At 70.2% G+C, this 13,724-nt stretch carries 14 protein-coding genes; 10 read left to right on the forward strand and 4 right to left on the reverse strand.

Features of this window, described 5'->3' with window-relative positions; all coding sequences use genetic code 11:
- Positions 1 to 190 precede the first annotated feature (190 nt).
- A complete protein-coding gene (locus ACWCRB_RS22575; RefSeq protein ID WP_450997747.1) occupies positions 191 to 1,156 on the forward strand; it encodes an ATP-binding cassette domain-containing protein in 966 nt (321 codons plus the stop codon).
- Complete coding sequence (locus ACWCRB_RS22580) at positions 1,153 to 1,947, forward strand: ABC transporter permease (RefSeq protein ID WP_450997748.1); 795 nt, start codon at positions 1,153 to 1,155, stop codon at positions 1,945 to 1,947. The genes ACWCRB_RS22575 and ACWCRB_RS22580 overlap by 4 nt, the downstream gene beginning before the upstream one ends.
- On the opposite strand, the gene ACWCRB_RS22585 is transcribed toward ACWCRB_RS22580, so the two are convergent.
- Positions 1,928 to 5,056, reverse strand: coding sequence for an ATP-binding protein (locus tag ACWCRB_RS22585; protein WP_450997749.1), 3,129 nt, complete (start codon positions 5,054 to 5,056; stop codon positions 1,928 to 1,930). The two genes, ACWCRB_RS22580 and ACWCRB_RS22585, sit on opposite strands and share 20 nt — an antisense overlap.
- Positions 5,057 to 5,208: 152 nt before the next feature.
- Here ACWCRB_RS22585 and ACWCRB_RS22590 point away from each other — a divergent pair, with 152 nt between their 5' ends.
- Positions 5,209 to 6,405 (forward strand): RNA-guided endonuclease InsQ/TnpB family protein, encoded by a 1,197-nt coding sequence (locus ACWCRB_RS22590; protein WP_450997750.1) that lies wholly within the window; start codon positions 5,209 to 5,211, stop codon positions 6,403 to 6,405.
- Positions 6,406 to 6,833: 428 nt separating this feature from the next.
- On the forward strand, positions 6,834 to 7,682 hold the full coding sequence (locus ACWCRB_RS22595; protein ID WP_450997751.1) for a PIG-L family deacetylase: 849 nt from the start codon (positions 6,834 to 6,836) through the stop codon (positions 7,680 to 7,682).
- Between the two features lie 34 nt (positions 7,683 to 7,716).
- Here the strand turns inward: ACWCRB_RS22595 and ACWCRB_RS22600 are convergent, their stop codons facing one another.
- The gene (locus ACWCRB_RS22600) at positions 7,717 to 8,859 is read right to left on the reverse strand and encodes an FAD-dependent oxidoreductase (protein ID WP_450997752.1); all 1,143 of its coding nucleotides are present in this window, start codon (positions 8,857 to 8,859) and stop codon (positions 7,717 to 7,719) included.
- A gap of 129 nt (positions 8,860 to 8,988) precedes the next feature.
- On the opposite strand from ACWCRB_RS22600, the gene ACWCRB_RS22605 reads away from it, so the two are divergent.
- Positions 8,989 to 9,666 carry a TetR/AcrR family transcriptional regulator gene (locus ACWCRB_RS22605; protein ID WP_450997753.1) on the forward strand — a complete coding sequence of 226 codons (678 nt, stop codon included), beginning with the start codon at positions 8,989 to 8,991 and terminating at the stop codon, positions 9,664 to 9,666.
- Here the strand turns inward: ACWCRB_RS22605 and ACWCRB_RS22610 are convergent.
- On the reverse strand, positions 9,650 to 9,823 hold the full coding sequence (locus tag ACWCRB_RS22610) for a DUF397 domain-containing protein (protein WP_450997754.1): 174 nt from the start codon (positions 9,821 to 9,823) through the stop codon (positions 9,650 to 9,652). The genes ACWCRB_RS22605 and ACWCRB_RS22610 overlap by 17 nt on opposite strands.
- Positions 9,824 to 9,826: 3 nt before the next feature.
- Complete coding sequence (locus ACWCRB_RS22615; protein ID WP_450997755.1) at positions 9,827 to 10,711, reverse strand: helix-turn-helix domain-containing protein; 885 nt, start codon at positions 10,709 to 10,711, stop codon at positions 9,827 to 9,829.
- A gap of 134 nt (positions 10,712 to 10,845) precedes the next feature.
- Between ACWCRB_RS22615 and ACWCRB_RS22620 the strand changes: the two genes are divergently transcribed.
- The 5 genes from ACWCRB_RS22620 to ACWCRB_RS22640 all read left to right on the forward strand — a co-directional run bounded on the left by ACWCRB_RS22620 (position 10,846) and on the right by ACWCRB_RS22640 (position 13,687).
- Positions 10,846 to 11,289 carry an ATP-binding protein gene (locus tag ACWCRB_RS22620; RefSeq protein WP_450997756.1) on the forward strand — a complete coding sequence of 148 codons (444 nt, stop codon included), beginning with the start codon at positions 10,846 to 10,848 and terminating at the stop codon, positions 11,287 to 11,289.
- 62 nt (positions 11,290 to 11,351) lie between these two features.
- Positions 11,352 to 11,705, forward strand: a complete 354-nt coding sequence (locus tag ACWCRB_RS22625; RefSeq protein ID WP_450997757.1) for a hypothetical protein — start codon at positions 11,352 to 11,354, stop codon at positions 11,703 to 11,705.
- Entirely contained in the window at positions 11,698 to 11,949 is a 252-nt protein-coding gene (locus tag ACWCRB_RS22630) for a hypothetical protein (RefSeq protein ID WP_450997758.1), read from the forward strand. Before ACWCRB_RS22625 ends, ACWCRB_RS22630 begins: the two co-directional genes overlap by 8 nt.
- Positions 11,950 to 11,989: 40 nt before the next feature.
- Positions 11,990 to 12,523, forward strand: coding sequence for an AAA family ATPase (locus ACWCRB_RS22635; RefSeq protein ID WP_450997759.1), 534 nt, complete (start codon positions 11,990 to 11,992; stop codon positions 12,521 to 12,523).
- Between the two features lie 33 nt (positions 12,524 to 12,556).
- Positions 12,557 to 13,687 carry an NADAR family protein gene (locus tag ACWCRB_RS22640; protein ID WP_450997760.1) on the forward strand — a complete coding sequence of 377 codons (1,131 nt, stop codon included), beginning with the start codon at positions 12,557 to 12,559 and terminating at the stop codon, positions 13,685 to 13,687.
- Positions 13,688 to 13,724: the final 37 nt, after the last annotated feature.

The following is a 13,724-nucleotide window of genomic DNA, read 5'->3' on the forward strand; positions in this document are numbered from 1 at the left end:
GATCTTCTAGCCCGTCCGGCGTTTGAGGACGAGGCCGTTCAGGCCGACAGCGGGGGTCTGGGGGCGCAGCCCCCAGGGATGGGTATGGGTAGGGGCGGCGGGGGCGAGAAACCTGACCCGCACCCGGGTTCCAGCGCACTGAAACCACAGTGAAACCGAGCTGAATGCGCCCTGCCGCAATCTCCTCGGCATGACCTCGACGACATCGCACTCACCCGCCATCGCGGCCCAGGGGCTGCGCAAGGCCTACGGGGACAAGACCGTCCTCGACGGCATCGACCTGTCCGTGCCCGCCGGCACCGTCTTCTCCCTGCTCGGCCCGAACGGCGCAGGCAAGACCACCGCCGTAAAGATCCTCTCCACCCTCATCACCGCCGACGCCGGCGACCTGCACGTCGGCGGCCACGACCTCGCCACCCACCCACACGCGGTCCGCGCCGCGATCGGCGTCACCGGACAGTTCTCCGCCGTGGACGGCCTGATCACCGGCGAGGAGAACATGCTCCTCATGGCCGACCTGCACCACCTGCCCAAGCAGGAGGGCCGGAAGGCCGCCGCCGAACTGCTGGAGCGCTTCGATCTGACGGAGGCCGCGGCCAAGCCCGCCTCCACCTACTCCGGCGGCATGAAGCGCCGCCTCGACCTCGCCATGACCCTCGTCGGCAACCCCCGGATCATCTTCCTCGACGAACCCACCACCGGCCTCGACCCCCGCTCCCGCCACAACATGTGGCAGATCATCCGCGGACTGGTCGCCGACGGCGTCACCGTCTTCCTCACCACCCAGTACCTCGAAGAAGCCGACGAACTCGCCGACCGCATCGCCGTGTTGAACGACGGCAAGATCGCCGCAGAGGGCACCGCGGAGGAACTGAAGCGGCTCATCCCCGGCGGGCATGTCCGCCTCCGCTTCACCGACCCCGACGCCTACCGCTCCGCCGCAGCCGCCCTGCGCGAAGTCACCCGCGACGACGAGGCACTCGCCCTCCAGATCCCGAGCGACGGCAGCCAGCGCGAGCTGCGCTCCATCCTCGACTGGCTCGACACCGCCGGGGTCGAGGCGGACGAACTGACCGTGCACACCCCGGACCTGGACGACGTGTTCTTCGCCCTGACCGGTCCCACCGCCCACTCCACCAAGGAGAACGTCCGATGAGCAGTGCCTTCGCCCTCGCCGTGCGCGACTCGAACACGATGCTGCGCCGCAACCTGCTGCACGCCCTCCGCTACCCGTCGATGACCCTGAACCTGCTGCTCACGCCGATCATGCTGCTCCTGCTCTTCGTCTACGTCTTCGGCGACGTGATGAGCGCGGGCATCGGCGGCAGCGGCGCCGACCGTTCCGACTACATCGCCTACATCGTCCCGGGCCTGCTGATGATGACCATCGGCTCCACCGTGATCGGGGCCGCGATCGCCGTCTCCATGGACATGACCCAGGGCCTCATCGCCCGCTTCCGCACGATGGCCATCTACCGGGGCTCTCTGCTCGTCGGGCACGTCGTGGGCAGCGTGCTGCAGATCATGGCCAGCCTGGTCCTGGTCAGTGCCGTCGCCGTGGCCATGGGGTTCCGCTCCACGGACGCCACGCTCCTGGAATGGATCGCGGCGGTGGGACTGCTCGCCCTGTTCTCCCTCGCCCTCACCTGGATCGCGGTCGGCATGGGCATGGCCAGCCCGAACCCCGAGGCGGCCAGCAACATGGCGATGCCGCTGATCCTCCTCCCGCTGATCTCCAGCGCCTTCATCCCGTCCGACACCATGCCGGGCTGGTTCCAGCCGATCGCCGAGTACCAGCCCTTCACCCCGGCCATCGAGACCCTGCGCGGTCTGCTCCTCGGCACCGAGATCGGCAACAACGGCTGGCTCGCGATCGCCTGGTGCGTCGGCCTGTCCGTCCTCGGCTACCGCTGGTCGACGGCACAGTTCAACCGCGACCCGAAGTAACCGTCATGACAGCGCGGGCAGCCTCCCGCAACTCGTCCCGCCCCAGGGCGGCGTACTCCGACACCGCGTCGGCGTACGCCGCCCCGTCGGCGTTCTCGGCCGCCCGCCGGGCCCGGTCCGCCGACATCGTCGGCTGGTAGTCGCGCAGCACCCCCAGCCGTTCGGCCAGCGCGATCATCCGTACGGCGGAGGGGTCGCCGTACGCGAGATCCGCCATGCCGAGGGCGTGCAACACCGTTCCGTACAGGGGCAGTTCCATGGGTGCGGGGGACGGGCCGGAGAGCAGTGTCCGCAGGCCCTGTCGCAGCCGGTGGACCAGTTCCGCGACGGGTTCGAGGCGGCCGACGTGCGCGTGCGCCGTCACCGCCGCCGACTGGATCTGCAGCACCCACCGGTCGAGGAAGGGATCGCCGTCGTACAGCGGACCTGCCTCGGCCATGCCCTCCACGGCGCTGCGCCACAGGCCGAGCCCGACCTCCGTCAGCCCGCGGGCGAGCGCGATCTCGGCGCGCCCGCCGAGGCCCGGACTGTGGAAGTCGTCCTGCTGCGGGGGCTGGTGACCCTCCGTCAGCCGCAGCCAGTACTCGGCCTCGTCGGGGTCGCCGCGCTGCAGACAGGCGAGGACGAGGCCGCTGCGGACGCCGATGGAGTCCTGCTCGTCGCCGAGCCGCGGCAGTGCGTCGAGCGCCGCCTTGAGATGCTCGTACGCGGCCTCGCCCTGCTCCGTCTTCAGGCACAGCTCGCCCAGCCGGGCATGGCCCAGGACCTGGAGGAACGGATTGTCGGCCGGTGCCAGTGCGGCGATGATCCGGCGGGCCGAGGCGAGCGCGCGGTCGATGTCGTGCTCCGACTCCCAGACGTACGTGGCGACGCACTCGGCGATGCCCGCCAGCAGCGGCTGCTCGCTGGCGCAGAGCCCGCGCAGTACGTCGTAGTCCGGAGGCCGCATGTCGGGGACCGCGCCCAGCACGATCGCGATGGCGCGCACCAGGGTGTCCGGCGGGGCCGGGGGCAGCCGCCGGAGGGTGACGAGGTGGCGTTCGGCGCGCGGGCCGTAGCCCATGAACAGGCTCGCCGTGCACAACACGGCGGCGGCGCGGGCGACTTCGACGTACTCGGGCTCGGGGCGGTAGTGCGACAGTGGCGGGCCGGTGTCCGCGGCGAGGGCGGTGAGGCGGGGGTAGTTGGAACCCGTGGACCACAGCGCGGCGAGGACCGCGGTGAGGGCGGCGATGGCGGCGCCGTCCGTACGGGCCAGGGCGTGCCGCAGGGCCGCCACGAGGTTGTCCTGCTCGGCCCTGACCTGCTCCCAGGCGGTCAGGGGCCCCGAGCCGAAGAACCAGTCGTGGTACGTGACCCCGAAGTCCCGTGCCCAGGCGAGGAATTGGCCGACGGCGGCCGCGTCCTCGCCCGCCTCCGTGCGCCGGGCCGCGCTGAACTCCCGTACGGTCTCCAGCATTCGGAAGCGCACACCGGCCGGGGTCTCGGCGACGGTGAGCAGCGACTGACCGGCCAGTTGCTCCAGCAGCGGCAGCGCGTCGTCGCCGAGGACGTGCTCGGCCGCCTCGCCGGAGAAGCCGCCGGGAAAGACGGACAGGGTACGAAGAGCCGCCCTGGCCTCCTCGTCGAGGAGGTTCCAGCTCCAGTCCACGACCGCGTGCAGCGTGCGGTGGCGCTCCGGCGCGTCCCTGGCCCCGCCGCGCAGCAGCGCGAACCGGTCGCCGAGGCGGCGGGCTATCTCCGGCACCGACAGCACCCGTACGCGCGCGGCGGCCAGCTCCACGGCGAGCGGCAGCCCGTCGAGGTGCCGGCAGAGCCCGGCCACCGCGTCCGGCGGCAGCTCCACACCGGGCCGGGCGGCCCGCGCGCGCTGGGTGAACAGTTCGACGGAGGTGGCGAGTTGGAGTTCGGGCAGCGCGTACACGGCCTCGGACGTCAGCCCGAGGGGCGCGCGGCTGGTGACGAGCACCCGCAGCTCGCGGGAGGACGAAACGAGGGCGTGTACGAGGCTCGCGGCACCGGCGACGACCTGCTCGCAGTTGTCGAGGACCAGCAGGGCGGGCCCGGTGCCGAGCACGCCGAGGATGCCGGGTACCGGGTCGTGGCCGCCCATGGCGCCGGGCCGCTTCTCACCCGCGCCGAGCGCGGAGGCCACCTCCGCGCCCACTTCCTCGTCGGTGGTGACACCGGCGAGCGCCACGAAGTGGACGACCCGGTGCTCGGCCCGGCGGCTGACGGCGTGCGCGAGCCGGGTCTTGCCGAGGCCACCTGGCCCGGCGACGGTGACGGCTCGCGAGTCGCGCAGCAGCCGCTCCACCTCGGCGATGTCGTCGTCCCGCCCGAGGAGCGGATTGGGCTCGTGCGGCACCCCGTGCCGGACCACGGGCGCCTCACCCCGCAACAACTCCCGCTGTACGGCCTTGATTCGGTCCCCCGGATCCGTACCGAGCGTGTCGCGCAACTCGCGGCGGTACGCCTCGTACCGGGTCAGCGCGGCGGACGGCCCGGCCGTCGCGGCCTCGCCGCGCAGCAGCTCGGCGAGCACCTCCTCGTCGTGCGGATGCCCGGCGGTTACGGCGGCCAGCGGCCCGGCGGCCTCCGAGTGCCGCCCGAGTCGGCCGAGCGCGAGGGCCCGGGCGCGGACGAGGGCGCGGTGGACGGGGGCGCGCTCGGCGCGCAGGGCGGCCACGGGGTCGTCGTCCCCGTGATCGGGATCAGGGGTGCCCTCCCACAGGGCGAGCCCGGCCTCGGCGGCGGCCAGGGATCCGGCGTGGTCCCCGGCCCGGGCCCGGTCCGCACTGGCGGCGGCGTGCAGGAGCAGGGCGGAGCTGTCGACCTGTTCCTCGGCGAGGGCGAGCCGGTATCCGGTCGGCGTGCTGGCGAGGAGGTCGGCGCCGAGCTGGGCCCGCGCGCGGGACACGAGCACCTGGAGCGCCTTGCCGGGCCGCTCCGGCAGCTCGTCCGGCCACAGCCCCGCGACCAGCCGCTCGGTGCTGCAGCCGGTGCGCGGGTCGCCCGCGAGAAGGGCGAGCAGGGCGCGCAGCCGGGGCGCGGTGACCTCCTGCCCGCGATAGGCGACGCGCGGGAGCAGGGTCAGGGCGGTGCTCATCGGGTTCCTCCGTGGATACTCCGCCCTTCAGGGCGGAGAGGAAACGGACTCTTGCGGAGCAGGGCAACGGGCTGGGATTCGCCGTCAGGGCGGATCCCGGTGCCCCGACCAGCAGATTTGATCTTTACACAGCAACTAGCTAGTTTGTGAGCATGGCCACGAACCAGGTGAGGCGGGCGTTCAAGTACCGCTTCTATCCGACCGATGCGCAGGCAGCCGAGCTGTCGCGCACGTTCGGCTGCGTCCGCAAGGTCTACAACCTGGCGCTCGCCGCCCGTACGGAGGCATGGGCGCGACAGGAGCGGATCAACTACAACGCCACCTCCGCCATGCTGACGGTGTGGAAGAAAACCGAGGAACTGGCGTTCCTCAACGACGTGTCGTCGGTGCCCTTGCAGCAGACGCTGCGGCACTTGCAGACCGCGTTCACCAACTTCTTCGGCAAGCGGTCGAAGTACCCGCGCTTCAAGTCGCGGAAGAAGTCGCGGAAGTCGGCGGAGTACACCACCAGCGGTTTCCGCTTCCGTGACGACAGGCTGACCCTGGCGAAGATGACCGAACCGCTTGACATTGTGTGGTCCCGGCCGCTCCCCGAGGGAGCGAAGCCCTCCACGGTGACCGTCTCCCAGGATGCGGCGGGACGCTGGTTCGTCTCGATGCTGTGTGAGGACGCGTCCGTCAAGCCGCTCCCCCAAACCGATACAGCCGTCGGTATCGACGTGGGCCTGGAGCACCTTCTGACCCTCTCCACCGGAGAGAAGATCGCCAACCCCCGGCATGAGCGAAAGGACCGAGCCCGGCTGGCGAAGGCCCAGCGAAACCTTGCCAAGAAGGCCAAGGGCTCCGCGAACCAGGCCAAAGCCCGGCGCAAGGTCGCCAAGATCCACGCCCGCATCGCAGACCGTCGCCGCGACGGTCTCGACAAGCTGACCACCCGACTCGTGCGTGAGAACCAAACGCTCGTGATCGAGGATCTGACCGTCCGCAACATGGTCAGGAACCGGAAACTCGCCCGCGCCATCAGCGACGCGGCGTGGTCGGAGTTCCGTTCCATGCTGGAGTACAAAGCCCAGTGGTACGGGCGGGAAGTGATCGCGGTGGATCGCTTCTTCCCCTCGTCCAGACTCTGCTCCCGCTGCGGCGCCTTGCGGGACAAGATGCCGCTCGGTGTCCGCACCTGGACGTGTGGCAACTGTGGGACCACCCACGACCGGGACGTGAACGCGGCGATGAACCTTCTGGCGGCCGGACGGGCCGTTGCAGCCTGCGGAGCTGGTGTAAGACCTCAACGGAGAACTCCGGGCGGGCAGTCGGCGACGAAACAGGAAGTCTCACGGCGCGAGCCGTAAGAATCCCCCTCGTTTACGAGGGGGAGCGTCAACCGTGCAGATTAGCCAAGGGGGCGGGCGCGGGGACTCCTCCTGAGGGCCGAACTCCCGTTGCGGGGGCGGCAGTCGCGTCCCGTGCGGCCGGCTCGTCGGCCCGGGTTCTGTGTGGCCCGGCTCGGCTGGTCGGCCCAGGTTCCATGTCGCCGGCCCCGCTCTTCGGCGCCGCCTTCTCCCTGCTGGGCGCCGCCCTCGCCCGAGTCCGCGGTCGCGCCGGGAACAGGCGGTCCGGTCGATGCGGTTGCACCGACCGAGGGGCCGGCGCCATAGGGGGCGGGGGCGCGGAGACCGTAAGGTCGTCCGCCCCACCCGGATCCGGCCCCCGGGATCGCGGTACGCCCGCCGCGCTCCTTGCACCGGGACGGACGTACTTCTGCAGGAGGACTGTTTTCATGACTGACCGGCCCTTGACGCTCATGGCAGTGCACGCCCACCCCGACGACGAGGCCACCGGAACCGGAGGGGTCCTCGCGCGGTACGCGGCGGAAGGCATCCGCACGGTTCTCGTGACCTGTACCGACGGCGGTTGCGGTGACGGACCGGGCGGCGTCAAGCCAGGTGACCCCGGGCATGATCCGGCGGCGATCGCCTTGTTGCGCCGCCAGGAACTCGAGGCGAGCCGTGACGTCCTGAAGATCAGCGATCTGGAGCTGCTGGGCTATGCCGACTCCGGGATGATGGGCTGGCCGAGCAACGACGCCCCCGGATCCTTCTGGCAGACGCCCGTGGCGGAAGGCGCGGCCCGGCTCGCGGAACTCATGCGGCACTACCGGCCCGATGTGGTCGTCACCTACGACGAGAACGGCTTCTACGGCCACCCCGACCACATCCAGGCCCACCGCATCACGATGGCGGCGCTGGAGATGACCGCACTGGAGAAGACCCCGCTGACGCCGAAGGTGTACTGGACGACGATGCCCCGCTCGCTGATGCAGCGGTTCGGCGAGGTCATGCGCGAGTTCGACGAGGACATGCCGGAGCCGGACCCCGCCGAGGCCGCCGCGATGGCCGAGATCGGCCTCCCCGACGACGAGATCACCACCTGGGTGGACACCGTCGCGTTCAGCGGTCAGAAGTTCGACGCGCTGGCCGCGCACGCCAGCCAGGGCGAGAACATCTTCTTCCTCAAGATGGGCAAGGAGAGGTTCGGCGAGTTGATGGGCGTGGAGACCTTCGTACGGGTCCAGGACACCACTGGCTCGGCGATACCCGAGAACGACCTCTTCGCCGGACTGCGCTGATCGGCCGAGGCGTGCCCGTGTGCGGCGACTACGGCTACGCGTGTCCGCTGAACAGGCCGACCAGGCTGTGGGGAGCGTTGTCGCCGTAGAGCACCTCGTGGATCCGGGTGCCTTCGGTGGCGGCTTCGGCGCTGCGGGGGAACATGGCCTGCTCGTACTCGGCGAGGGCGGTCTCGATGTCGTCGGGGTGGGCGGCGATGAGCTTGCCGAGTTCGGCGCCGTCGTACATGGCCAGGTTGGCGCCCTCGCCGGCCGGGATCGAGACGTGGGCGGCGTCGCCGAGCAGGGTCACACCCGGCACCCGGTCCCAGCGGTGTCCGACGGGCAGGACGTTGAGGGGGCGCCAGACCGGTGCGGTCTCGCCGTCGGTGATCAGCGCGGTGAGTTCCGGCGCCCAGCCATCGAACTCCTGTGCGATCCGGGCCCGCGCGGCGGCGGGGTCGGTGAAGTCGATCCCGGCGAACCACTCCTGCGGCCTGGAGAGCATCACGTACGAGTGGATGGTCCCGCCGCGCTCGCGGTGGGCCCCGATGCCCTGCCCCGGCACGGGCGCGAACAGTGATCCGCCGCCGACCGCCTTCGCGCCGGCGGGGTGCCGGGTGTCGGCGTCGAACAGGTAGGTCTCGACGTACGACATCCCGAGGTACGAGGGTGCCACGTCGGAGAGCAGCGGCCGGACCCGGGACCAGGCGCCGTCCGCGCCGACGAGCAGGGCGGTGTCGAGGGTGGTCCCGTCGGCGAAGGTCACCTGGTGGCGGCCGTCGGGCAGGGTCTGGGCACCGCTGACCTTGTGCCCCCACCGGACGGTGCCGGCCGGGAGCGAGTCGAGCAGCAGCTGCCGCAGCTCGCCGCGCTGCACCTCGGGACGGCCACCCGTACCGTCGTCGGCGTCCTCGAACAGGATGGTCCCGTCCCGGCCGAGGATCCGTGAGGCCTGGCGGCCCTCCAGGATGAGCCCGCGGAACCCGTCGAACAGCCCGGCGGCCTTGAGGGCGAGCTGCCCGTCGTGCTCGTGGATGTCGAGCAGCCCACCCTGAGCGCGGGCGGTCGGGGACGCCTCGGCCTCGTAGACGGTGGCAGGTATGCCGTTGACGTGGAGGACGCGGGCGAGGGTCAGGCCGCCGAGTCCGGCGCCGATGATCGTGACGTGGGGGGTGGGGGTTGTGGTGGTGGTCATGGTGGCTCCTGATGGCGGGGTGGGCGCGGAATCTATGGAACGGCGTTCCATGGATTGACACCAGCCTGGAACGCCGTTCCAGAGATGTCAAGCTGGAACGCCGTTCCATGGGTGTGTCAGGATGGCCACATGGCTGAGAGCAGGACGCGTCGTTCGGAGCGGCGGAGGGAGCCGCTCTCCCGGGAGCGCATCGTCGAGGCGGCGATCGAGCTTCTCGACGCGGAGGGCGAGGCCGGACTCACGTTCCGCGCACTGGCCCGGCGGCTCTCCACGGGGCCGGGTGCGATCTACTGGCACGTCACGGGCAGGGACGAGTTGCTGGGTGCCGCCACCGACGCGGTCGTCACCGACACCATGGCCGCCGTCGTCACCGCCGGTGCGACCCCGCAGGAGGCGGTACGTGCCCTCGCGCTCGGCGTGTTCGACGCGATCGACGCCCACCCGTGGATCGGCACGCAACTCGCCCGCGCCCCGGCGCAGACACCGCTGCTGCGGGTCTTCGAGCACCTCGGGCGCCAGGTCCAGGCGCTCGGGGTGCCCCACGCGGCCCAGTTCACGGCCGCGTCCACGCTGCTGAACTACGTCCTCGGTGTGGGCGGCCAGAACGCGGCCAACGCCCGCGACCACCAGCCGGGCACGACCCGCGAGGAGTTCCTGGCGGGGGTCTCGGCGACGTGGGCGAACCTGGACTCCGAGGAGTACGCGTTCACCCGGAACGTCGCGGAACAACTACGGGATCACGACGACCGGGAGGAGTTCGTGGCGGGGATCGATCTGATCGTGGCGGGGATCACTGCGCGGTCGTGAACTCCCGCCAGGCGGTGGGAGAGAGGTGGAGTATGGGAGCGTCGGACGGGGTCTTGGAATCCCGGACGGCGACGACTCCGGGGTGGTTGTGGGCGACTTCGACGCATTCGCCTCCGGCGTTGCTGTAGCTGGACTTGACGAAGTCGAACTCGGGCATGGGTCAGATCTCCTGGCGGATGGTGTCGATCAGTTGGACCGAGTCGCGCGGTGCGAGGCTCAGTCGCGCCGTACGTTCGAAGAACCCGCTGTACGCGGTGCTCTCGGTCTCGTTTTCCACCCACACAGTAGAGGCGATGGCATCGGCGTGGACCACGTCCACGGCCTCGGTCTCGGCGAACGAGATGATGGTGAACGGGCCTGAAATGCAAGGGTGTCCGCCCGCGCGGAAGGGCAGTACCTGTACGCGTACGTTGGGCAGCTCGGCGACCTCCAGCAGGCGTTCCAGCTGAGCGCGCATGGTGTCGGGCCCGCCGATCAGCTGTCGCAGCGCCGCTTCCCAGATGACGGCGTACAGCTGAAGTGGGCGTTCGTCGTGCAGGCGGGCCTGGCGGCGCATCCGGATGTCGACCAGGCGCTCGATCTCGTCCGGGTCCTCCCACACCCCCACACCTTCGGTGACGGTCACTGAGCGCGCGTACTCGGCAGTCTGGAACAGGCCGGGAACCAGGGAGAGTTGCCAAGTCCGTACGCGGCTCGCCGCGTCCTCCAGCGCGATGTACTCGGAGAGGGAGCCCGGGTGGGGCGATTCCTGCCACCATCCCTTGGCTTTGCGGCGCTCGCGGTCCAGCCGGGCCAGGTTCAGCAGCCGCGCCAGGGCTTTGGGGTCGCTCAAGCCGTACGACTCGCACAGCACGCGGATGTCGGGGTCCCGCATCGGCACCCAGCCGCGTTCCATCTTCACGATCTTCGAGTTGGTCGCGTTGATGACCTCGGCGGCCTGCTGCTGGGTCTTTCCCGAGGCATCGCGCAGTCGCAGGAGTTCGGCACCGAGCTTGCGGCCCAGGACAGTTGAGGTGCGATTGCCCAGTTCTGAGGTACGAGTCACGGATCAAGTGTTGCGTGTGGAAGCCTTCCCGTCACTCGATGGAGACAATTTTCTCCGAGTACCTTGCATCCGAGACTCTGCACTCCCTACCTTCGGTACTCAACCGCTCACCCCACGCACTCGGAGGTACCCCCATGTCCGACCCCTTCCTCCACGAAGACCGCCTCGACTACACCCCCGTCCCCCGCAGCGTCCCCCTCGCCCGCACCCGTACCGCGCGACTCGTCGTCGAGTGGGGGCACCCGGGGCTGGCCGGTGATGTCGCCCTCGTCGTCAGCGAGTTGATGACCAACGCGCTGCTCCACGGCAGCCTCCGGGGACGCCTCATCCGCGTACGACTGACCCTCACCGGCGCCGCCCTGCGCGTCGAGGTGAGTGATCCGCGTGCCGAGCGGGTGCCGTGTCCTCGTGAGGTGAGCGGGGAGGACCAGTTCGGGCGGGGGTTGTTGCTGGTGGGGGCGTTGGCGGAGCGGTGGGGGGTGGGGCCGCGGGAGGGGGTGGGGAAGACGGTGTGGGCGGAGTGGGGGCTCGTCGGCACCCCGTGTGATGCGGTTCCGCTCATCGGAGCCGAGAAGTGACGGGAATGGCGTTAGCGTGGGCACGTGCCGGAACGCGGCTCGACGAGTGGAAGGGGCGGCCGATGACCATGCCGTACGCGGACGGGGACGGTCCGCTCATCCCCCGGCCCGAGCTGACGCTGCCCGACCTGCGGCAGGCCGTGGCCACCGTCGCTCCCTCCCGGTTGCCAGAGTTCTTCGAGGACTTGCAGAAGGCCTTCGTACGCGCCGGGGATGAGGACAGCGTCGTACCGATCCGCATGTTCTACCGGCAGTGGGGCGTCGTCGTGGAGATCGAGAGACACCCCGAGACCGCGCGCCGACTGCACGCCGCCGAGCAGGCGATCAGCAGCGCCGACCCTGACGTACGGGAGCGGGCGATCCAGGAGGCCGGCGAGATCGTACAGGCGGCTCACCGTGAGGTCGCCGGTGGCTGACTGGCACTGGGAGCTGTTCCAGGACGACCTGCTGGACGGACTCCCGGAGGTGGCACGCGCCGAGACGGACCGGCTGGCCAACGAGATCGCCGTACGCGAGTCCATGGTCTTTCTGGAGGGGGCGGCATACACCGGTCCGGGGCCCGGCATGCGGACCGAGAGCCGGGGGCTGCTCATGCTCACGTACCTGACGGACATCCGTGGTGAGCGGATCGTGGTCGTGCAGGTGGGCTGGTTCGGTTGATGCCAGGCCGGCAGGGGCGAGGACCGAGCGGATCGAGGCGATGGACGTGGCAGCGGTGGTGTCCGGCGCGGAGCCGTTGGTCTGGCTGCTGGCCGGGCTGACCGGATCGGGGAAGACCACCTACGCGAAGCGGTGGCTGGAGCCCGGTGGCGCCGTGCGGCTTTCGGTGGACGAGTTGGTGCACGCCCGACACGGCCGGTACGGCGTGGACTATCCGGAACGGGACTACTTCTCCTTGGAGGCCCCGGTGGTCGCCGAGGTCCGTGAACGCCTCGTGGAGCTGGTTGCCGCTGGCCGGGACGTCGTGCTGGACCACGGACTCTGGCTGCGATCAGCCCGCCAGGAGTGGAAGAAACTCGCCGAAGAGGCGGGTGGCCGGTGGCGTCTGCTGTATTTCCCTGTTGATCGGGATGAGCTGCTGCGGCGCCTTGAGGAGCGCAACCGGCGCGCGGACGGCAACGCATTGTTGGTCACCCCCGGTGCGCTGGAGGACTTTTTCGCCCGGTTCGAACCTCCTGTGGGCGAGGGCCAAGAGGTCATCCAGTCCGCGATGTTGGGTGGTTCAGCGCTCTGATTCCTTTGCTGGGGCAAGAGGTAGCGTGCGTTCATGACGTGGCGGCGACCGACGTATCGGACGGTGGACAAGGAGCGGATCGACGGGGCTTGGTGTCATGTCTGGCGGCGGCATCGGCAGGAGGCTCCCTGGTTCGTGGACGATCTGGTCGTCTTTGCCGACGGTGCGATCGAGTGCGGCGGGCGGACCGACCTGGCCGGGTTGGAGAAGCTGCTGACATCCGGAACGCTCTCGCCGACCAAGCCTGAGGCCTCGCCGGTCGCCGCTGAACCGTCCAAGTGGCTCTCCCGGCGTGGTGAACCGCTGACTCCTGAAGGGTTCCTCGGGGAAGTCGCTGACCTCATCGAGGAGTTGAGTGGCCGTCCAACCGCCGGAGAACGTTGTTGGGAGGCTGTCCGGCGGTATCAGCTCAGTCCGACCGAACATCACCGAGCCCTGCTGAGGGACGCGTATCTGGCAGTGCCGCCACACCGTCGCATCTATGTTCTGGGCGACATGGATCGCCAGGACCGTCCCCTGCGGATTCTGCTCACCGATATCGGTGAGCCGGTCGACGGGGACGGGCCCGTGGTGACGGAGGACATGCATCGGTCCGCCGTGGACCACTTCGACCGCAGGGACGCGGGAGTTGCCCGGGAGCGGGAGAAACGTGCCGTGCGGTACGCGGACGATCCGGTCGGGGGCACGGGGGTCGCTGTCATCTCGTACGAGACCGTTTATCCGCGCGGCTGGCCCGAAGAGCTGGGGCTGTTCGTCCTGCGCAACGAGTTCCCGGTGTCCGTCGAATTCGCCGGTGAGACCTATTCCTCTGTGCTCCACGGGTACTGGTCCCTGTCTGCGGCCGACGCCTCCGATCGAAGGCGGATAGCGGATGCGCCGACGGCCCGGGAGGCGCATGACCTGGGAGGACGGGCACCTCGGCGAGCGGACTGGTCCCGTGTGCGGCTCGTCGTCATGACCGGTCTGCTGAGGGCGAAGTTCACCCAGCACGCCGAACTCGCCGAGATCCTCATCTCCACCGGCGACGCCACCATCAGCTACACCGGGCTGTCGGACTCCCCCTTCTGGCGAGACGCCCCGGACCATCGCGGACGGAACTGGACGGGCCGGCTGCTGGAGTTGACCCGGTCCGAACTCGTCGCGCAGCGGTCCCTCGCCGGGTGACGGTTCCGATGCCGCCAGCGCTGTCGCGCCCGGTCAG

This window comes from Streptomyces sp. NPDC002156, assembly GCF_053593675.1.